General features: G+C 54.6%; 21 protein-coding genes and 1 pseudogene. 15 read left to right on the top strand and 7 right to left on the bottom strand.

All coding sequences use genetic code 11. The features are described from left to right. Positions 1-35: 35 nt before the first annotated feature. The 4 genes and pseudogenes from J3352_RS00680 to J3352_RS14210 form a co-directional block, all read left to right on the top strand. Positions 36-806 (top strand): EFR1 family ferrodoxin, encoded by a 771-nt coding sequence (locus tag J3352_RS00680; protein ID WP_156066210.1) that lies wholly within the window; start codon positions 36-38, stop codon positions 804-806. Between the two features lie 17 nt (positions 807-823). After that, positions 824-1,450 (top strand): alpha/beta fold hydrolase, encoded by a 627-nt coding sequence (locus J3352_RS00685; RefSeq protein WP_156066208.1) that lies wholly within the window; start codon positions 824-826, stop codon positions 1,448-1,450. A gap of 32 nt (positions 1,451-1,482) precedes the next feature. Next, the gene (locus J3352_RS00690; RefSeq protein WP_156066206.1) at positions 1,483-1,872 is read left to right on the top strand and encodes a C-GCAxxG-C-C family protein; all 390 of its coding nucleotides are present in this window, start codon (positions 1,483-1,485) and stop codon (positions 1,870-1,872) included. A gap of 1 nt (position 1,873) precedes the next feature. Beyond that, positions 1,874-2,008: pseudogene (locus J3352_RS14210) on the top strand (low molecular weight phosphotyrosine protein phosphatase); the annotation flags it as partial. A gap of 162 nt (positions 2,009-2,170) precedes the next feature. On the opposite strand, the gene J3352_RS00700 reads toward J3352_RS14210, so the two are convergent. The 4 genes from J3352_RS00700 to J3352_RS00715 form a co-directional block, all read right to left on the bottom strand. Continuing rightward, on the bottom strand, positions 2,171-3,070 hold the full coding sequence (locus tag J3352_RS00700) for a 4Fe-4S binding protein (RefSeq protein ID WP_156066202.1): 900 nt from the start codon (positions 3,068-3,070) through the stop codon (positions 2,171-2,173). Beyond that, positions 3,067-3,525: an FMN-binding protein gene (locus J3352_RS00705; RefSeq protein WP_156066200.1), complete on the bottom strand. Its 459-nt coding sequence runs from the start codon at positions 3,523-3,525 to the stop codon at positions 3,067-3,069. The genes J3352_RS00700 and J3352_RS00705 overlap by 4 nt, the downstream gene beginning before the upstream one ends. Continuing rightward, positions 3,522-4,631: an FMN-binding protein gene (locus tag J3352_RS00710; protein WP_156066198.1), complete on the bottom strand. Its 1,110-nt coding sequence runs from the start codon at positions 4,629-4,631 to the stop codon at positions 3,522-3,524. The genes J3352_RS00705 and J3352_RS00710 overlap by 4 nt, the downstream gene beginning before the upstream one ends. A 97-nt stretch (positions 4,632-4,728) precedes the next feature. Next, positions 4,729-5,565 carry a hypothetical protein gene (locus tag J3352_RS00715; protein WP_156066195.1) on the bottom strand — a complete coding sequence of 279 codons (837 nt, stop codon included), beginning with the start codon at positions 5,563-5,565 and terminating at the stop codon, positions 4,729-4,731. A gap of 290 nt (positions 5,566-5,855) precedes the next feature. On the opposite strand from J3352_RS00715, the gene J3352_RS00720 reads away from it, so the two are divergent. The 11 genes from J3352_RS00720 (at position 5,856) to J3352_RS00770 (ending at position 14,124) form a co-directional block, all read left to right on the top strand. Further along, positions 5,856-6,638 carry a ZIP family metal transporter gene (locus tag J3352_RS00720; protein ID WP_005934033.1) on the top strand — a complete coding sequence of 261 codons (783 nt, stop codon included), beginning with the start codon at positions 5,856-5,858 and terminating at the stop codon, positions 6,636-6,638. Positions 6,639-6,884: 246 nt separating this feature from the next. Then, positions 6,885-7,493, top strand: a complete 609-nt coding sequence (locus J3352_RS00725; RefSeq protein WP_156066193.1) for a class I SAM-dependent methyltransferase — start codon at positions 6,885-6,887, stop codon at positions 7,491-7,493. A gap of 9 nt (positions 7,494-7,502) precedes the next feature. Beyond that, complete coding sequence (locus tag J3352_RS00730) at positions 7,503-8,366, top strand: MBL fold metallo-hydrolase (protein WP_005934029.1); 864 nt, start codon at positions 7,503-7,505, stop codon at positions 8,364-8,366. Beyond that, entirely contained in the window at positions 8,363-9,079 is a 717-nt protein-coding gene (locus tag J3352_RS00735) for an L-2-amino-thiazoline-4-carboxylic acid hydrolase (protein WP_005934026.1), read from the top strand. The genes J3352_RS00730 and J3352_RS00735 overlap by 4 nt, the downstream gene beginning before the upstream one ends. Continuing rightward, entirely contained in the window at positions 9,064-9,555 is a 492-nt protein-coding gene (locus J3352_RS00740; protein WP_005934022.1) for a hypothetical protein, read from the top strand. Before J3352_RS00735 ends, J3352_RS00740 begins: the two co-directional genes overlap by 16 nt. A gap of 14 nt (positions 9,556-9,569) precedes the next feature. Continuing rightward, entirely contained in the window at positions 9,570-10,343 is a 774-nt protein-coding gene (locus tag J3352_RS00745; RefSeq protein ID WP_005934018.1) for an alpha/beta fold hydrolase, read from the top strand. A gap of 11 nt (positions 10,344-10,354) precedes the next feature. Beyond that, positions 10,355-11,197: a class I SAM-dependent methyltransferase gene (locus J3352_RS00750; protein WP_097772299.1), complete on the top strand. Its 843-nt coding sequence runs from the start codon at positions 10,355-10,357 to the stop codon at positions 11,195-11,197. Further along, the gene (locus tag J3352_RS00755) at positions 11,194-12,120 is read left to right on the top strand and encodes a ketopantoate reductase family protein (protein WP_097772298.1); all 927 of its coding nucleotides are present in this window, start codon (positions 11,194-11,196) and stop codon (positions 12,118-12,120) included. Before J3352_RS00750 ends, J3352_RS00755 begins: the two co-directional genes overlap by 4 nt. Then, a complete protein-coding gene (locus J3352_RS00760; protein WP_097772297.1) occupies positions 12,117-12,749 on the top strand; it encodes an L-2-amino-thiazoline-4-carboxylic acid hydrolase in 633 nt (210 codons plus the stop codon). The genes J3352_RS00755 and J3352_RS00760 overlap by 4 nt, the downstream gene beginning before the upstream one ends. A gap of 6 nt (positions 12,750-12,755) precedes the next feature. Then, entirely contained in the window at positions 12,756-13,358 is a 603-nt protein-coding gene (locus J3352_RS00765) for an L-2-amino-thiazoline-4-carboxylic acid hydrolase (RefSeq protein WP_097772296.1), read from the top strand. 58 nt (positions 13,359-13,416) lie between these two features. Beyond that, complete coding sequence (locus J3352_RS00770) at positions 13,417-14,124, top strand: alpha/beta fold hydrolase (RefSeq protein ID WP_242699829.1); 708 nt, start codon at positions 13,417-13,419, stop codon at positions 14,122-14,124. A 157-nt stretch (positions 14,125-14,281) separates the two neighbouring features. On the opposite strand, the gene J3352_RS00775 is transcribed toward J3352_RS00770, so the two are convergent. The 3 genes from J3352_RS00775 to J3352_RS00785 all read right to left on the bottom strand — a co-directional run bounded on the left by J3352_RS00775 (position 14,282) and on the right by J3352_RS00785 (position 18,072). Then, positions 14,282-15,415 (bottom strand): SLC13 family permease, encoded by a 1,134-nt coding sequence (locus tag J3352_RS00775; protein ID WP_005934005.1) that lies wholly within the window; start codon positions 15,413-15,415, stop codon positions 14,282-14,284. A gap of 65 nt (positions 15,416-15,480) precedes the next feature. Further along, positions 15,481-16,413 (bottom strand): AEC family transporter, encoded by a 933-nt coding sequence (locus J3352_RS00780; RefSeq protein ID WP_035394413.1) that lies wholly within the window; start codon positions 16,411-16,413, stop codon positions 15,481-15,483. 267 nt (positions 16,414-16,680) lie between these two features. After that, a complete protein-coding gene (locus J3352_RS00785; RefSeq protein ID WP_156066190.1) occupies positions 16,681-18,072 on the bottom strand; it encodes a sodium-dependent transporter in 1,392 nt (463 codons plus the stop codon). Between the last annotated feature and the right edge of the window lie 78 nt (positions 18,073-18,150).

Here is an 18,150-nt window from a genome sequence, read left to right on the forward strand (position 1 = left end):
CAACTGAAAACCACACAAAAAACGAAGGAGCAGCCATGGTACTTTATTTTACGGGAACCGGCAACAGCCGGTATCTGGCGCGGCGCATTGCCGAAGGGTTGGAGATGCCGCTTTACGACCTGAACGCCTGCATCAAGGCAGGGAATGCTGCCCCGGTGCAGACTGGCCGGGATGTGGTGCTGGTCACGCCTACCTACGCATGGCGTATTCCCCGGGTGGTGTCGGAGTGGCTGGGCAAGACCGCGTTGACCGGGGCAGAGCGCATCTGGTTTGTGATGGACTGCGGCAGCGAAATTGGCAATGCGGCAGGCTATAACCGGCAGCTTGCGGCGCAAAAGCAGCTGCAGTACATGGGTACAGCTCAGATCATCATGCCGGAAAACTACATTGCCATGTTCAATGCGCCCCAAAAAGAGCAGGCAAAGAGCATCGTGGAGCAGGCAGAGCCTGAACTTCAGAAGGTGCTGACCCGGCTCAAGGCCGGGCAGGAATTTCCCCCGCCGAGAGACAACCTCTACGATCGCCTTATGAGCGGCCCGGTAAACCCGGTGTTCTATCGCTTCTTTGTAAAAGCCGATGCCTTCCGGACAACGGAAGCCTGTATCGGCTGCGGTAAGTGCGTGGAGCTGTGCCCGCTGAGCAACATCTATCTGGAAAACGGAAAGCCGGTCTGGGGCAAAAACTGCACCCACTGCATGGCGTGCATCTGCTACTGCCCCAAAGAAGCCATTGAGTACGGCAAAAAGAGCAGGGGAAAGCCACGGTATCACTTTGAAGCGCTGGAAAGGAAGCAGCAGGACGTGTGAAGGAGAGCGGAAATTAGATGAAGTTTTTATACTTGCATGGGTTGGGACAAAAACCAGACAGTTGGGACAGAGTAATAAAAGAAACGAAGGTTTCGGACAGCAGCGTCTGCTTGAGTTTGGCAGAGATGCTGAAAGGAAAAGCGGCCACCTATAAGGAGCTGTATACTGCATTCTCAGAAGAGTGTGATAAGGAACATGATGAAATCGTCTTGTGCGGGCTTTCCTTGGGTGCTGTTCTGGCACTTAATTATGCGATAGACCATCCGAATAAAGTAAAGGCACTGGTGCTAATTGCAGCACAATATAAAATGCCTGAAAAGCTATTGAAGTTCCAGAATATGCTGTTTCGCTTTATGCCGAATACAATGTTCAAGCAATTTGGGTTCAAGAAAGCAGATGTGATCAGCTTGTGTGGTACGATGACGGAATTGGATTTCAGGGATTCATTATGTAAGGTGTCCTGTCCGGCATTGATCGTTTGTGGGGAAAAGGACAACGCAAACAAAAAAGCCTCAAAGGAACTTGCCAGTTATTTGAGCGATTCCCAATTCCATGAACTTTTGAAAGCAGGTCATGAAGCAAACATAGAATCTCCGGAGGAATTGGCAACAGTGTTACAGGAATTTTATGATAATGTCGAATAAACTACGATTCATCAAAGAAAGAGGACTTTAAAATGAACATCGAAGAACGGGCGGCACAGGCTGCCGCATGGAAAGCTACTGGACAGTGCAACTGTGCACAGGCGGTGCTGAAGGCATTTGAGGACAAGCTGCCGGTGGATGCCGATACCCTGATGAAGCTGGGCGTAGGCTATGCCGCCGGCATGGGCTGCATGGAGAGCACCTGCGGCGCACTGATCGGCGCTGTGATGGTGGCGGGCATCGTCACCGACGGCAAGGGCACACCCCGCATTTCCAAGGAACTGCTGCAAAACTTTCAGGAAAAGTGCGGTGCTACCATCTGCAAGGATCTGAAGGGGATAGAGAACGGCGCACCGCTGTGCCCCTGCCCGGAGTGCGTCCGCAACGCTGTTCTGGCACTGGGCGAGGTGCTGGGAGTGTAAGATGAAGAAGATCTTGTTTGTTTGCCACGGCAATATCTGCCGCAGCCCTATGGCGGAATTTGTGATGAAGGACTTAGTGGAAAAGGCGGGGATTTCCGCACAGTTTGAAATTGCCTCGGCGGCCACAAGCACCGAGGCATCAGCCTGCGCAGCATGACAGACCTGTTGGAGCAGAAGTCTTCCCTGTAAAAATGGTACGCCGGAGCGTTCGCAGATGCTCCGGCGTATCGAAATGATAGATCTCCCAGCCAAAAGGAGGCTGCTGCACAAATACTGCGCAGCAGCATCCTTTTTTAGTTCAGATGAATCGGCAAAAGCCCAGCCAGCAGCCCAGCAGGAAGAAGAGCAGCGCCTTACCCAGCACCGGCAGCCATAGACGCTTGCATAAGGTGGTATCCCACCGGTGGATGTTCTGCTTGGGGCAGGTGCCAACGCAGGCTTCACAGGCGATGCATTCCCCACTGCGCAGGCTGGTTTCCTCCAGCTTCAGGCACACCGGGCACTGCTGTTTACAGGCATTGCAGCCCGGGATGCAGCCGTCGCTCTGCCGGTGCAGCCGCGCAAATGGCAGCACCGGCAGCAGGGCAAACACCGCTCCCATGGGGCAGAGGAACTGACAGAAGAACCGGGGCTGCACCGCCATACCCAGCAAAATGAGCACAAGCAGCCCGATGCCCACGCCGAAGCCCTCCGGCGGCAGACGCAGGGCCGTCAGGCGGGAAAACACCTCCCACGGGCTTGTGCCGGTCAGCATCTTTTCCTGCCGGGTCACATACAGCGCCACCAGCCCCGCCAGCAGCAGATATTTGACCTTCTGCCCCAAAAGCACCGCCCGCTCCGGCAGACGGAGCTGCTTTTTGCGGTGGAACAGCTTTTTCTGAATAAGCCCGGAAAGCGCCCAGACGGCATCGCCCAAGCTGCCGAAGGCGCAGGCGTACCCACAGAAAAAACGGTCGAAAAGCAGGGTGAAGCCGCACAGCCCCAGCAGGGAAAGTGTGAAGCTGTCCACAGAGAGCACCTCGCCTGCACCGATGTGCAGAAAGATCTGTTTTACCCCGGAAAACCCGGCCACGAATGCGCCCGGCATGGACACAAAGAAGAACAACTGCACCCCGGTGCGCAGCCATGTACGGCGCTTTTTGTCCCGCTGACGCTGCTGCGCCGCTGTTAAAGGCTTTGCCTGTGTTTTTTCCATCATCCTGCCGCCTTTCCCAGTGCGTTCTCTACCGCACCGATAAGTCCTTCTGCCGTGAGGGTAGCGCCGGAAACGGTATCCACCTCAGCAGACTGCATTGCCAGCATCTCGTCCAGCAAAGGCAGCGCTTGCTTATAGTAGGGCTTATCCTCGCCGGAAGCATCCAGCACCGCAATATCGGTCATTTTTCCGTTCTGGATAGTCACCGACACCCGAATGACATCGCCAAAACCATAGGCGCTGCCCTCATAGATGCCGTCCCGGTAGCCGCTCTGCTCTGCCTGTGCTGCGCTCTGCGCCTGCAAAACGGAAGCATTGTAGGCTTCAACTTCGGCAATTTCCTGCTTGCGCTGGCTTACCGCTGCCGCCCGGATCAGCGCCACCTGCTGGTATTGCCACAGTACCCCCAAAATTAGCAGCAGGTTCACCGCCCGGAGGAGAAAATTTTTGTATTTCATTCTGCTGCTCCTTCCGTTTCAGATTCAATCCCGGTCTCTTCCGGCGGCAGTGCCGGCTCGGATGTCGGCAGCACTTCCTCAGAAGATGTCGGTTCCGGTTCAGAGGATGCCGGTGCATCTGCCGGGAAAAGCTGCTGCCATGCTTCCTTGAGCCACACGGGAACGGCGCTCTTTTCCTCCGGCTGCACCACCTCCACGGTGGGCGCGGTGACCGGCGTTTCCCCGGGCTCTGCTGCTTCAGACGGTGCGGTTTCCTCTGCCGTCTCTTCCGATGCAGTCTGCTCCGGAGCGGTTTTCTCTGCCGGGGCAACAGCGGCCTTTGCCAGTGCCAGCTTGACTGCGTTCAGAATTCCGGTGGAGGAGTAGGTGGCACCGGAAACAATATCCACGTTGGGGCTTTGTCCCTCCAGAATGGCGGGGATGACCTGTTTTGCCCGGGAGAGATATTCCTCCTCGTCCTCGGCGCTCAGGATCGTGATATCGGTAATTTTATCCTCTGCCACCGTGACCTGCACTGTGATCTGCCCCTCAAAGCCCATGGCTTCGGCAGTGTAGATGCCGTCCAAGTAGATGGAGGGAGCCGTAAATTCCTCCACCACCAGCGGCGCGGCGGGCTTTGGCTGGGGCGGCAGGGGATTGTTGACCACCTCGCCGGTCAGGGCGTTCTGCACTGCGCCCAGAATGCCCTGGCTGGTGTAGGTGGCCTCGGAAACGGCATCCACCTCCCAGCTCTGAGTCTCCACCACGGTGGTCAAAAGCCGCTTGGCACGCCGCAGAAACTGCTTGGTCTCGTGGGATGCGTCCAAGATCTCCACCTCCGTGATGCTGCCGTTTTCCATGGTGACCTGTACTCGGACGGCACCGCCGTAGCCCCGGGAAGAGCCGACGTAAACGCCGTCGGCATAGGGCAGCTTGGGCAGGGTTTCTTCCTCCGCTTCGGAGGAAGCGGCTTCCACAGGCTGCTCCACCACGGTTGTCAGCTTTTCCGGTACGGCGGCCAGCACCGGAACGGTGCGGGGCAGAGCAAAAAGTACAGCTGCCGCTGTCGCCACCGTCGGGAGCAGCTGCACCAGCGGCAGCAGTGTATGGCATCTTTTTTTGTTCATTCCAACTCCTCCTGACACGGAAAAGCAAGGCCGCCTGATGCCAAGCGACCTTGCCGTTTTGTACTGTATTTACTAAATCAGGCAGCTTTCCGCAACCTCACAGCGCCACATTGACCGGCAGGACATACACGCCGTCGGCGGCGTAGAAGGTGATCTGAGTAATCGTCTTGCCGATGATGGATGCAAAGTAAGGATCATCGGCATTGAAGCCCAGCTTGGTACCATGCCAGATGTTGGTCACATGATGCAGGCCGTACTCACTGCCATCGGCGGTGGTCAGCACTACGCCGTAGACCTTGTTGGCCTTGTAGTCCAGATCAAAACCGGAGATCTTCATTTCGTAGGTGGTGTGGTGACCGTTGGTATTCAGCTCCACAGTGGTGCCCTCTACGGTGGTCTCGGTGGCGTTGACCTTGCCAAACTCCCACTTGCCGCTCAGCAGGTTATACCATGCGGTGATGTAGTAGGCAGGGGTCTCGCTGAGCTTGTAGTAAGCGTAGCTCTCGTTCTCAAACAAGGCATCTGCGCCGGTGTAGGTGGTGGTGGATTCCTTGCCCTTCAAGGTAACGGTAATGTCGTAGCTGTCGGTATCGGTGACCTGCTTTGCGTTCTCCAGCGCCCACGGGGTCAGCACCTTGACCGGGAAGGAAACGCCGGTGATGTCGGTGCCATCTGCGTTGACGTGGTAGGAACCGGCGGCAAGCTTGCCCGCACGGGTCTTGTTCTTGGTGGCGCTGGTCACAGCGTCGATCTCAGATGCGTTGTCCACACCGGCAGCCTTGTAGAAGTCAGCGTAGGGGATGTTCATCTGGACATAGCTGGAGGTCAGGCAGTTTTCCTGTTCTACCTCTTCCGCAGCGAAGGCCGGGACTGCCACAGCGCATACCAGCATAGCGGCCGCAAGTGCACCTGCAAATACTTTTTTCAATCTCATGGTAACACACCTCTATCTCAGTTTTGAAAAAACAGTTAGCTTCACCTAACAATTGATGCAAAAAAATGCAGAGGCAAAGCGCCTCAGATGGTTAGGCAAAACAAATTCGCGAAATAAAAATAGCACTCCCACTGGGCGTTGTCAAGAAAAAACAGGGATGTTTATGGAGGATAATTTTTTGGCAAAAGGTGCCGACAGCACCCTCTATACCGCAAAGCCATTGACCTTTTTGCCGGAGCGCAGTATACTGCTTGTGCGGTTAGTTGCATTTAACCACAAGGAGGTACTACATGATACAAGACGCATTCTGGGGGATTTTGATCCCCTTTCTGGGCACAAGCCTTGGGGCGGGCTGTGTGTTCTTTTTGAAAAACTCTCTGCGTGACGGCATCCAGCGCGCCCTCACCGGCTTTGCCGCCGGAGTGATGGTGGCGGCATCGGTATGGAGCTTGCTGATCCCGGCTATGGAGCAGGCCGCGGATCTGGGCAGGCTGTCATTTTTCCCGGCGGCGGTGGGTTTCTGGCTGGGCATCCTGTTTTTGCTGCTGCTGGACCATTTCATCCCGCATCTGCACCAGAACAGCTTGCAGGCTGAAGGGCCAAAAAGCCAGCTCCAGCGCACCACCATGATGGTTCTGGCGGTGACGCTGCACAACATCCCGGAGGGCATGGCAGTGGGCGTGGTCTACGCCGGGTATCTTGCTGGGACTACTCAGATCACTGCCGCCGGGGCGCTGGCACTTTCCCTTGGCATTGCCATCCAGAACTTCCCGGAAGGTGCCATCATTTCCATGCCCCTGCGGGCGGAAGGAATGAAAAAAGGCCGGGCGTTCTGGGGCGGCGTACTGTCCGGCATCGTAGAGCCCATCGGGGCAGTGCTGACGATTCTGGCGGCAGGCATCGTGGTGCCCGCGTTGCCCTATCTGCTCAGCTTTGCCGCCGGAGCCATGCTGTATGTGGTGGTGGAGGAACTGATCCCGGAAATGTCCCAGGGGCAGCACTCTAACGTTGGCACGGTATTTTTCGCGGTGGGCTTCAGCGTGATGATGGTGCTGGACGTAGCACTGGGGTGACGGCTGGAGTCCTCGAAAGCGAAATCTTTTTCGGAATCTCCGAAAATGCTTAAACTTCTTGACAGAGGAGACGGCAGGGCGTATTATTTTGGCAGAAGGACCGCTGAGAAGCGGCTTTTTATAGAACAGAAAGTTAGCTTTACCTAACTTGCAGCACGAGGAATTGCTGGCCTGCCACCCGGAGCAGTGGGCGCATCTGGTAAAAAGCATTGCATTGTGAGCGGAAAATAGAAAGAGAGTGGCGTTATGTCCTTTTTTGAAAACACCCGAAAGCCCGTAGGCCTTGGCGGGAAGATCATGGTTGCTATGATGAACTTTGGACACAGCGCAATGGCAGAATGGGGGCTGCGCTTTTTACAGCCTGCCCCGGATGCCATGGTGCTGGACTGCGGCTGCGGCGGTGGAGCGAACATTAAAATGCTGTTGAAACTGTGCCCCAACGGCAAGGTGCAGGGCATCGACTATTCGGCAGTCAGTGTAGAAAAAGCGCGAAAAGTCAATGCCAGAGCCATTGCGGCAGGACGGTGTACCGTGCAACAGGCAAGTGTGGCAGAGCTGCCGTTTGAAGCGGAGCAGTTTGATGTGGTGACCGCCTTTGAGACGGTCTATTTCTGGCCGGAGCTTGCGCAGAATTTCCGAGAGGTCTATCGGGTGCTGAAGCCAGGCGGAATCTTTTTCATCTGTAACGAAGCAAACGGCGAAACGACAAAAGACGACAAATGGACGCGGATCATCGATGGTATGACCATCTATACGGATACTGCACTGAAAGGGTATCTGGAAAAAGCAGGATTTTGTCAGATTCAGAGCCACAAAAATAAAAAGGGCTGGCTTTGCATCACAGCACAGAAATGAGGTGTGATTATGTCGAAAAAAGCAACGGAATTTCAAAGAAAAGCAATGAGCTGGATGTACCGGGGCAAGGAAATCTTCAAGCCTTTGAACACCGGCTGGATCGACAAGAATGTTGCCTGCGTGCGCGAATGGGTGGCGAACATCTTCTTCTACCGCAAAGGCGATACGACCATTATGGTCGATGCGGGATATAACTACGACCGCCTTGCCGAAAAAATGGGCTGGCTTGGGATTGATCCGAAGTCGATACACCATATTCTTATCACCCATCAGGACACCGACCATGTGGGTGCGGTGGAAGCAGACAGTCCGGGGCTGTTCCGGAATGCGAATCTGTACATCGGCGAGATCGAGAACCGGTATCTGATCGGAGAAGCACGCCGCAAGGTTATTTATCATCTCTATAAGCTGCCGCAAGTGACCATCTACAACGAAAAGCAGCTGCTTCACGATGGAGAGGCCTTTGATATTGACGGCGTCAGGATCGAGTGTTTTCTGGTTCCCGGTCATACATGGGGACATGTGGTCTACCTCATTGACGATAAGTACCTTTTTACTGGCGACACGCTGTGGTTTGGCGCGGACGGCGGCTACAGCTTCATTTCCTCGCTGGCGGAGGACAATAAGCTGGCTGTGCAGTCACTGGCGGAGCTGGAGCGGAAACTGCGCGCACGTGGGCTGCATCCATATTTCATCACCGGTCACACGGGATGGACGGACAATTTTGCCTTTGCGTTTGCCCACAAGGACAAGTGCTGTTCACCATTCAAAAAACGAGTACACGACCCATCGGCACCCTATGATGCCTACGACGAATCGGACGACACCGAAGAAAATGCAAAGAGCGGTTTTCTGAAAGGCGTGGGAAGATGAAGGACAGCGAATTACAAATTGACCGTAACTGCCATGTGCTATATTCCAAACCCTGCAAAAAGGAAATTCTGGCGAAAATCACTCTGCACTATCCGGAGGTGGAGCGCGAGGTGGTCTGGGAGCAGGTGCAGCTGAGATACGCAGAGCTTCTTTCCAAGTGGCGCACCGACCTCGGCGGTAAAAAGAATTTTCACAACGGCGTAGGCGGCACCTACGACTGCATCGCCATCATGTGCTTTTACGATGTGTGCCGGGATGTGGTCACATTCCGCGAAATGGAAGAGATAGAAGGAAATCTGATTCTGCCGTCCTTCCGCAAACTGAAATTCGTGAACTGTAACATGCCGTTCTGGAAGAAACTGATGCACATAGCGTTCCTTCGGGCAAAAGCGGGCTGTGACAAGTGGCACGATTATGAAATGACGGTGGCTCCTTACGAAAAGAACAAGCCGATCTATTATGAATTTACCGCCTGTCCCGCAGCGGAATTTGCTATCAGAAACGGCCTTGCAGACATCATGCCCGCCCTGTGCAATGTGGATTTTGCATCCATGGAGCTGCTCCACGCAAGGCTGGTGCGGACGACCACCTGCGTGGACGGCTGCCGATGCGACTATACCATCTGCGGCGACAAGGATCCGTACTTAAAGGAGCATCCAGAATACCGGGACGAAAACGGATACAGGAGGAACAGGGAATGCTCTTACAGGTGATTCTGGAAGGTCTTGGGTTGGGAGTTCTGCTGGTTCTGATCTGCGCTGCGGGCATCTGCAAAGGGGCTGTTGGGATGGTGCATCTTTACAGCCCGGCGGTGCAGCAGAGGTGCGTAAAACTGGGGCTTACAAGCCCGGAACGCATCCGACGCAACAGCCTGCTGTTCAAAGCAGTCTGCATTCCCGGCTATATCGGCTATGTGCTGGTCTGTGTCTATGGGATAAACGGTGCAAAGGGCTTTGTTCAGAGTTTCTGGCAGTTACTCGTTATCTTGTCCGTTATGAATCTCATGGACCGCCTGTTGGTTGACGGCTATTGGGTGGGGCACACGAACGCATGGACGATTTCAGGAACAGAGGACCTGAAGCCCTACATTACTGCAAAAGACAAACAGAAAAAATGGCTTTTCGGTACGGTAGGTATGGCAGTCATAGCGGCGGCGCTGGCGGTCCTTATGACGGCTTTTATTCACTGAGGAAAGGAGAGACAATGAAGTTTAAGACATTGGGAAATCGGAATGCTCCCGCTGTTTTGTTTTTTCACGCAATGGGCGTGACGGGGGAGAGCAGCGAACCGGTTGCAAACTATTTACAGGATCGGTATTTCTGCATTTTACCTACCTCCACCGTGTACTGCAAAGGGCAGAAATATGTCAGCAAGGCGGACGAGGTTCGTCAGGTGGAAGAATACCTGAAATCGCAGGGGGTGGAACGCCTTGAACTGGTTGTGGCTTCTTCGATCGGTGCTGACCTTGCCATGGCGTTTTTGACAGGCACGAAGCTGCCCATCGGACATGTTTTCTTTGACGGCGGGCAGTTTGCACAAATCGGAAAAGGTACGCGCCGCATGATGACACCGTTTCTGTATCTGGCCATCAAGAGCCTGTACTGGTCAAAGAGCGGCACATTGAAAAAGATCCTGTGGTGTGACGATGATTCCATAAAGCCGTATTTTATAGCCGCAGGGAAAAATCTGACCTACACAAATTTGCGGCGACAGATTCTGGACAGCCTGGAGGATAAACCCTTTCCAGCACTTTCCGAAGAACTGCAAAAGCATCTCTATTTCGAGTTTGGCAGCATAGAAGATCATTTCAAATACCGTCAAGCGGTGATAGAAGCCTATCCCTGCGGCAATTACCCCATATTTGAAGGATACGATCACATGCAATATCAGATTCGTGATCCGAAGGGCTTTGCTGAAATGCTGGCATTTATCGCTGAGCAGGACGGTATGCCGAAGCTGCCGTTTATCAGAAAGTGAGAGGACCCGATATGAAATACAAAATCGAGAAAAACACCGTGCAGGAGACGCTGATCCTCCCGCTGTATTCCCGGAAGCTGTGCACCGAACTGTACCCAAACCTTTATCGGGACGAAACAGCGGTGCATCTGATCGACCAGATCGACTACGACTTTTCAGAGGCAGAGAAAAACTCCCGCAGCCTGATGCAGCGGTTCGGTGCGCTGGAGGTCGCCATGCGGCAGAATGACCTTGCCTTTGAGGTGCAGGCATACCTGAAAACGCACCCCTGCGCGGCAGTGGTCAATCTGGGCTGCGGGCTGGATAACACCGGCAGAGCCTGCGACAACGGCAGATGCAAGATCTACAATCTGGACTTTCCGGATGTGATTGCCTTGCGGCAGCAGCTGCTGCCCGCCGGGGAGCGGGAGCAAAACATCCCCTGCGACCTGAAAGACCCCGCATGGTTTGACAAGATCGATGCCTCCGGCGGGGCGGTGTTTTTTGCCTCCGGGGTGTTCTATTACTTCCTGACCCAGCAGGTCAAGGCGCTGGTGCAGGGGATGGCGGACGCTTTCCCCGGCGGAGTGCTGGTCTTTGATGCTGCCAACCGCACGGCGGTAAAGATGATTGCCAAAACATGGCTCAGAACGGCAAAAATCAAGGATGTGGGAGCATATTTCGCGGTTTCGGATGCCCCCAAGGAGATTGGCGAGTGGGACAGCCGTCTGCAGGTCACAAGCCGCGGCTATATGCTGGGTTACAACGATTTGAAAGATCCTTCCGTCAGCGGCTTTTTCCGATTCCTCGCAAAGGTTGGAGACAACGGGATGAAAATGCAGATCGTGAAGATCAGATTTGGAGGCAAGAAATGAAGATTCTGGTATATGGTGCAGGCGTTCTGGGGTGCAATCTGGCAAGAAATCTGCTGCGCGCCGGAAAGGATGTCACTCTGCTTGCGCGGGGAAACTGGGCTGCGGAGATCAAGCAGAACGGCCTGCGGATCAAGGATAAGTTTTCACCCTGCACCTCGGTCAGCTGCATTCCGGTGGTGACTGAACTTGCACCGGATGCAATGTACGATGTGATCTTTGTGGTCCTGCGCTATACACAGCTGGATTCCGTTCTGGACACGCTGCGGGCGAACCGGACGAAGAACATCGTTTTTGTGGGGAACAATGTGCAGGCGAGGGCACTGGCGGCGGTACTGCCGGAAAAGAACGTCCTGTTTGCCTTTGCACTTTCTGCCGGGCATCGGGAGGTTGACCGGGTGGTCTCCATCGACCTGAAAAAGATCACCATCGGACAGCTGACGGGTGCAAAGTCCAATAAACAGTTGATCGGGCGCATCTTCCACGGCACAAAATATAAGGTTGTTTACGAGCCGAACATGGAGGACTATCTGCTCTGCCATGCCGCGTTTGTGATGCCTGCGGCCTTCGCCTGCTATAAGACAGACGGCGACCTGAAAAAGCTCAGGGGAGATACCGCGTACCTGAACCGTGTGCTGGATGCCAACATCGAGGGATACCGCGCCATCCGAGATGCCGGGCACACCATTCTGCCCAAGGAAGATGCAGACTTTGAAGGGGAGAAATACCGCAAGACCTGCCTGCGCTTTTTCAAGCTGATGTACGCTACCTCGCTGGGCAAACTCTGCGCCTCCGACCATGCCATGAACGCCATCGACGAAATGAGCGCACTGAACCGGGATCTTAAGAAATTTTTCGATGAACATGGCGCAGCCTACCCGGTGTGGCAGGCACTGGAAGCGGAAGCCGGGAGGTATCTGCAATGAAGTATGCCGGGATGCCCTTTGGGATGTGGATGCTGTTTGCCGGTTCCTTTCAAAAGCATCTGACCGCTGTGCTGGGCTATGATGCAGCCACCGCAAGAGCCATCACGAAAAAGGCAAAGCCGCAATACCGGCAGATCATTGCTGGTTTGCCGGAGTTTGAAAAAGCCGACCGTTTCAAAATGAATCTTATCAACTGCGCCATGGTCGGCGCGTTCATTCTCTCCATGCCGCAACGCCCGGAGGTGGACAGGCTGACGGATTACTACGCAAGATCCATGATGACAAAGCCCATGCAGTGGTTCTGCCGCAAAAGCGGAAAAAGCAAGTTCACCCCAAAGGATATTGCCGCTATGAAAGCCACTGCCGCCCTGAAAGCCGCCGACCGCAACCCCTATTCGTGGAACATGGAGTTTTACGAATACCCGGATGGCAGCGGCTACGAGGGACGCTTTACCAGGTGCGGCATCTGTGTGCTGATGAAGGAACTGGGGCTGTATGACCTGACCCCTGCTTTGTGCCGTCTGGACTACACCATGAGCGAAGCGGGCGGTGTGACAAATTTTGTGCGTCAGTACACCCTTGCCTCCGGCGGGCCCTACTGCGACTGCGGGTACAAAAAGAAGGGGTGACGGACGATGAAGGCGAAGGAAACCTATCTTTCCCGTGATTTCCGGGAGACTGTGGCACTGCGCTTTCCCGCGCGGGCAAAGGAACTGAATACCGCTTTTGATATGCGCCTGAATGCGCTGCTGGCTGAAAACGCGGGTGCAAGCAAGGAAAAGCAATACCACCTCAAGCGGCAAATCTTACCGGGCATTGCGGCCTACGAGACCTTGCAGCGGGTCATGTCGAAAGAGGAGGCACTGCAAACCGTTCACGGCTATGTGGAGCACTTGGCGAGAACGAGCCACAAACAGCTTGCCGCCCTGCTGCACATACCGGGGCTTTACCGCCTTGTTCCCGGCGTTTTTGTCAAATCCACCCGGAGCGTTTTTGGCCCGGCGGCGGGCTTTGTCCCAAAAGAACTGCAGACCGGCAACGGTGTCTGGCGTGTGGATATGATGAAGTGCCCCTATCACGACACCTGCGCAGAATACGGCTGCCCGGAGCTGTGCCGCTGCTTTTGCGACAGTGATGACATCAGCTACGCCTGGTTGCATCCGAAGCTGATCTGGGAGAGAAGCATGACGCTGGGGCGTGGAAATGACCGTTGCGATTTCTGCATGAAGGTCAGATAATAGTGGGTGGCATATTGAAATGGAAATCAAACGATTCGGCAATATAGAGGGAAAGACCATGATGCTGCTGCACGGAAATCTTATGTGCTGGCGGCAGTTTGAGGATTTGATCCCGCTGCTGGAAAGGAAATTCTGCGTGTATGCCGTCAGCTTCGATGGCTTTGACGGAACAGGCAAAACAACCTACACGACCGCCCAGAATCAGGCGGACAAGTTGGCCGGTTATATTGAGAAAGAGCTTAACGGACGGCTGGATCTGCTTTTTGCAGAGTCGCTGGGCTGTGGACCGGCTGTTTTTCTGAAGGCTTCCCCAACCGTTCAGATCGATCGGATGATCCTCAGCGGGCCGGAGTATCTGGATTTCGGAGTGCTGAATCGACTGATTTTGAAGGTCATGCCGCAAAAGCAATATCGAACGGCACACGAAAAGTACATGCCTGCATGGGCGCTGCGCTTTATGGGGCAGACGGAGCAGGGAATGCAGACTATGCTCCGCCGTATCCCGGATCATATCAGATTGGAATCCGTCCGGGCCACTTGGGAGGCAGGACTTTATCTCTATCGAACGGACTTTTTGGTACAGCCCGATGCAAAGGTCGCCTGTTGGTACGGAGAAAAAGAAGGGCACATGAAAAAGGCTATCCAGCGGCTGCGGACGGCATATCCGAGCCTGATCGTCCGCTGTTTCCCCGGTTTCGGCCATGGCGAGATCATCAATCATCCGGCACTGCTTGTGTCGGAGCTGGAACGCTTTTGGCTATTATGATTACGAACAGGAAGCGAAGAAAATGAAGAAAGAAGAAACAAAGCGGTTTATCCGCTGGTGCATACGATAAAACCAAAGGGAGTTCTGCCCGGACCTTCGTCCGTGACGGAACTCCCTTTTTTAGCTTTATAGAAAAACCATAAGTCATCTGCCCCGGTCAACGGAGCAAGAACCACACGCCCAGCAGGATCGCAAGGAAGATCAGGTTGGATAGGGTGAACAGCCCAAAATACTGCTTCTTCCCCTGTGGCAGCTCCCGTGCAATCTGCCGGTAGGAAATAAGACTGGCCATGGATGCGATCAAAGTGCCAAGACCTCCCAGATTGGTGCCGATGATGAGGGCTTGTGTCTCTGCCGTGAACCCGGACAGCAGCAGGGCGGCGGGAACATTACTGGTGACCTGCGAAGCAAGAACCGCCACCAGCACTTCCCGGCCGGTCAGAAACTCCTGCAGCCAGCCGGAAAAGGCCGGAATGCGCCCCAGATTGCCAATGAAGATGAAAAAAGCCACAAAGGTCAAAAGCAGGGAATAGTCCACTGCCCGTAAGGTGTGCGGGTCTGCAAAAAGAACGCAGACGAGTACAGCGGCAAAGGCGATGCCATAGGGCAGCACCCGGATCACGGACAGCAGGCAAACGGCAAACAGAACCAGATACAGCAGGATGATCTTCTGATCCCCCTGAGATGCAGAAGAAGAAACAAGCTCGTCCACGGAGAGGGTGGCAGAGGCTTTCCGGCAGACCAGCGCTGCCCAAGTCGGCAGCAGGAGCAGAGAGACCAGTGTGTAGGGCAGCATAAGAAGCACAAATCCCCCGATGCTCATGCCGCTTTTTCCGTAAAGATAGAGGTTCTGCGGGTTGCCGATGGGGGTCAGCATACTGCCAAGGTTTGCCGCAATGGTCTGCATACAGACCACCGGGACCAGAAGGGAGCGGCGGACATCCGCTTCCAAACGGCTCAGGACCACGAACGTAAAGGGAACGAAGGTCAGCAGGGAAACATCGTTGGTGATGAACATGCTTCCGAAAAAGCACAGCCCGACCAGTACCAGTGTCAGCTGAAAGGTGCTGTGGGTGCGGGACAGCAATGCCCGTCCCAGGCCATCAAAAAAGCCCTGCCGCCGCAGCCCGGCCATGACCGTCATCAGGGAAAACAGGATCGCCAGCGTGCGCAGGTCGATGTAGCCGAGATACTGCACATCCGGTGGAACAAAGAAGGCGGAGACAACGGCCAGCACAGCGGCTGCGGTGAGGACCGTTTCCTGCTGAATGAATTGTTTGAGTAGTTTCATAGAGACACATCCTTGTAGTTGTAAAGGCTGCCCTGCTACGGTGCCGGACGGCCTTTTTTTGTATTTCAGAGCAACAGCTCAAACAACCCGATCATCAGCGGCATGGTCAGGATGGAAAGCAGCGTGCTCAGGACATAGATCGCGCTGGAATGAGAAGCATCCCGGTCATAGAGCTGTGCCATGGAGGTGACCGTTGCACAGGCGGGGGTAATGGCAGAAAGGTAGACCGTCATCAGGATGGACTTGCCGTCCGGGATCCAAAGGGATGCGTGAACTGCCCAAAGTAGCAGGACGATGACCAGCGGAACACCCAGCAGACGCAGAAATACCGGCAGATAGTTGCGCGGGGTGCAGAAAACCTTTTTGAGGGGGACTTCCGCAATGGCCATGCCTGCCAGCAGCATTCCCATGGGGCCGATCATATTGCCGACACTGCTCAGTGTGCTGGTGATTGGGGCGGGCAGCGAGATGTGCAGCAGGTACAGCAGAGCACCGGCTGCAATGGCAATCAGATTGACATTGGTAAGGAGCTTGCGCCATTCCAGCCGGGCAGACCCCTGCAGGCAGGCACTGGCATGGGTCCAGAGCAGCACCAGCTGTACAATGACAAAGGCGCAGGAGTAGACAACATATTCCTCCCCCAGCAGGGCCTGCACGATGGGAATGACCAGCGCGGCGGCATTGCTGTAAATGACATTGACCTGCTCCACTGCGTCCAGCTTGAGAACTTTGCGGAACAGCGCATTCAGAAGCAGAAATACAACGTGCATTCCAACGGCGATGCCCATGGAATAAAGCAGCCCGGTGCGGATCTCCGGTGTATCCTTGATCTGAAAGGCGTTCAGAACGACACAAGGCATGACCAGATAGACAAAGACCACAGACAGCACCTTACTGTCCGATGCCTTCAACAAGCCGGTTTTCACAACGGCATATCCCATCAGCAGAATCAGAAATAGCTGCGCGATCTGCTGCATCAATAAAAGGCTGATTTGCATTTGGATCTCCTCTTTTGCAATTCGTTTTTGCAGCACCATCCTACTCCATTGGCGGGACATCGTCAAGAGAAAACAGAAAAAATGCGATCTGAATAAGAAAAAACGGATGGCTCCGCAGAACCATCCGCTAAAACTGGTATCATCAGTCTTTCCGATACTTATATGCACCCTCAATGGCGTGGATCAGATGATAACGGAACCGAGCATGTCGGGGTAAATCCCTTTCTGCTCGTCCGGTTTCCCAAAAGCCCACGGGGGCTTTTCAGCTTAAGCAAGGATCCCGGTGGACTGCAAAAACAGCACCAGCATCATCACCGGAGCCACGTATCGGATCATCACCCGGTAGAGTTTCTTGCGGCGGAAGGTCTCGCCGCTGCGCTGCATCTCGTCAATGACATAATCCGGTGTCATGACCCAGCCAATCAGGATGGTGGACAGCAGGGCAATGAAAGGCATCATAACACTGTTGCTGACATAGTCCATGATATCCAACAGCTGACCCACCGATCCGTTGGGGAGCTGTACTTCAAAATAGAAGATGCTGTAACCCAGCGCAATGATGGCGGAAGCGGCCAGATAGATGACCGCCAGCACAAGCACCGTCTTTTTGCGGCCCGAGTGGAAGATCTCCATGCAGTTGGCGGTGATGGATTCCAGCACCGAGATGCAGGAGGTCAGGGTGGCAAAAATGGCAGTGACAAAGAACAGGATGCCCACGAACACGCCCGCCTTGCCCATGGCGTTGAATACCTTGGGCAGCGAGACGAACATCAGGCTGGGGCCTGCGCTCATGCCCTCGGTGCCAGAGAAAACATACACGGCGGGGATGATCATGGCACCGGCCAGCAGGGCTACGCCGGTATCGAAGATCTCAATCTGATTCACCGCTTTGTTCAGGTCTACTTCCGGTTTGACGTAGGAACCGTAGGTGATCATAATGCCCATGGACACGCTGAGGGAGAAGAACAGCTGGCTCATGGCATCCAGCAAAATCTGCAAAAAGCGGCTGACGGTCAGCCCTTCCATGTGCGGGGTCAGGTAGTAACGCAGACCCTCCAGACCGGTGCGCATCTGGCCGGAGGCGTCCTCGTGGCGCAGGGTGAGGGCGTAACCCGCAATCACCACCACCAGTACCAGCAGAATGGGCATCATGTAGCGGGACACCCGCTCAATGCCTCCCTCCACGCCGTTGTACACGATGAAAGCAGTCACGCCCATGAACAGCAGAGCGAACACCACAGGGGAGACCGGCGAGGTGATGAAGCTGGTAAAATAACCGTCCTCAGCAGCGGCAGCAGACTGTCCGGTCAGGTAGACTGCCGCATATTTCGTGATCCACCCGCCGATGACGGCATAGTAGGTCATAATCAGAACTGGCACCAGAAAGGTCAGGATGCCGAGGAATTTCCACTTGGGGCGCATGCTCTCGTAGGCGCGGATGGCACTCTGCTTGGTGCGGCGGCCAATGGCGATATCCGAGGTGAGCAGCGTGAAACCGAAGGTCAGCACCAGCACCAGATACACCAGCAAAAACAAACCGCCGCCATCTTTTGCGGCAAGGTACGGGAACCGCCACAGGTTGCCGACACCCACCGCACTTCCGGCGGCAGCAAGGACAAATCCGATTTGTCCGGAGAAACTGCTTGCTTTCTTTTCCATGATTCTGAAACTCCTATCCGTATTTCCTATTGTAATATAGGATAACATGGAGTATCATATCAGTAAACCGAATAAAAT

The organism is Faecalibacterium sp. Marseille-Q4164, from assembly GCF_017377545.1.
GTDB lineage: Bacteria > Bacillota > Clostridia > Oscillospirales > Ruminococcaceae > Faecalibacterium > Faecalibacterium duncaniae.

Excerpts from the sequence above, each read along its gene's own strand:
- J3352_RS00680 (WP_156066210.1), top strand. The coding sequence starts at position 36 with ATGGTACTTTATTTTACGGGAACCGGCAACAGCCGGTATCTGGCGCGG.
- J3352_RS00685 (WP_156066208.1), top strand. The coding sequence starts at position 824 with ATGAAGTTTTTATACTTGCATGGGTTGGGACAAAAACCAGACAGTTGG.
- J3352_RS00690 (WP_156066206.1), top strand. The coding sequence starts at position 1,483 with ATGAACATCGAAGAACGGGCGGCACAGGCTGCCGCATGGAAAGCTACT.
- J3352_RS00700 (WP_156066202.1), bottom strand. The coding sequence starts at position 3,070 with ATGATGGAAAAAACACAGGCAAAGCCTTTAACAGCGGCGCAGCAGCGT.
- J3352_RS00705 (WP_156066200.1), bottom strand. The coding sequence starts at position 3,525 with ATGAAATACAAAAATTTTCTCCTCCGGGCGGTGAACCTGCTGCTAATT.
- J3352_RS00710 (WP_156066198.1), bottom strand. The coding sequence starts at position 4,631 with ATGAACAAAAAAAGATGCCATACACTGCTGCCGCTGGTGCAGCTGCTC.
- J3352_RS00715 (WP_156066195.1), bottom strand. The coding sequence starts at position 5,565 with ATGAGATTGAAAAAAGTATTTGCAGGTGCACTTGCGGCCGCTATGCTG.
- J3352_RS00720 (WP_005934033.1), top strand. The coding sequence starts at position 5,856 with ATGATACAAGACGCATTCTGGGGGATTTTGATCCCCTTTCTGGGCACA.
- J3352_RS00725 (WP_156066193.1), top strand. The coding sequence starts at position 6,885 with ATGTCCTTTTTTGAAAACACCCGAAAGCCCGTAGGCCTTGGCGGGAAG.
- J3352_RS00730 (WP_005934029.1), top strand. The coding sequence starts at position 7,503 with ATGTCGAAAAAAGCAACGGAATTTCAAAGAAAAGCAATGAGCTGGATG.
- J3352_RS00735 (WP_005934026.1), top strand. The coding sequence starts at position 8,363 with ATGAAGGACAGCGAATTACAAATTGACCGTAACTGCCATGTGCTATAT.
- J3352_RS00740 (WP_005934022.1), top strand. The coding sequence starts at position 9,064 with ATGCTCTTACAGGTGATTCTGGAAGGTCTTGGGTTGGGAGTTCTGCTG.
- J3352_RS00745 (WP_005934018.1), top strand. The coding sequence starts at position 9,570 with ATGAAGTTTAAGACATTGGGAAATCGGAATGCTCCCGCTGTTTTGTTT.
- J3352_RS00750 (WP_097772299.1), top strand. The coding sequence starts at position 10,355 with ATGAAATACAAAATCGAGAAAAACACCGTGCAGGAGACGCTGATCCTC.
- J3352_RS00755 (WP_097772298.1), top strand. The coding sequence starts at position 11,194 with ATGAAGATTCTGGTATATGGTGCAGGCGTTCTGGGGTGCAATCTGGCA.
- J3352_RS00760 (WP_097772297.1), top strand. The coding sequence starts at position 12,117 with ATGAAGTATGCCGGGATGCCCTTTGGGATGTGGATGCTGTTTGCCGGT.
- J3352_RS00765 (WP_097772296.1), top strand. The coding sequence starts at position 12,756 with ATGAAGGCGAAGGAAACCTATCTTTCCCGTGATTTCCGGGAGACTGTG.
- J3352_RS00770 (WP_242699829.1), top strand. The coding sequence starts at position 13,417 with ATGATGCTGCTGCACGGAAATCTTATGTGCTGGCGGCAGTTTGAGGAT.
- J3352_RS00775 (WP_005934005.1), bottom strand. The coding sequence starts at position 15,415 with ATGAAACTACTCAAACAATTCATTCAGCAGGAAACGGTCCTCACCGCA.
- J3352_RS00780 (WP_035394413.1), bottom strand. The coding sequence starts at position 16,413 with ATGCAAATCAGCCTTTTATTGATGCAGCAGATCGCGCAGCTATTTCTG.
- J3352_RS00785 (WP_156066190.1), bottom strand. The coding sequence starts at position 18,072 with ATGGAAAAGAAAGCAAGCAGTTTCTCCGGACAAATCGGATTTGTCCTT.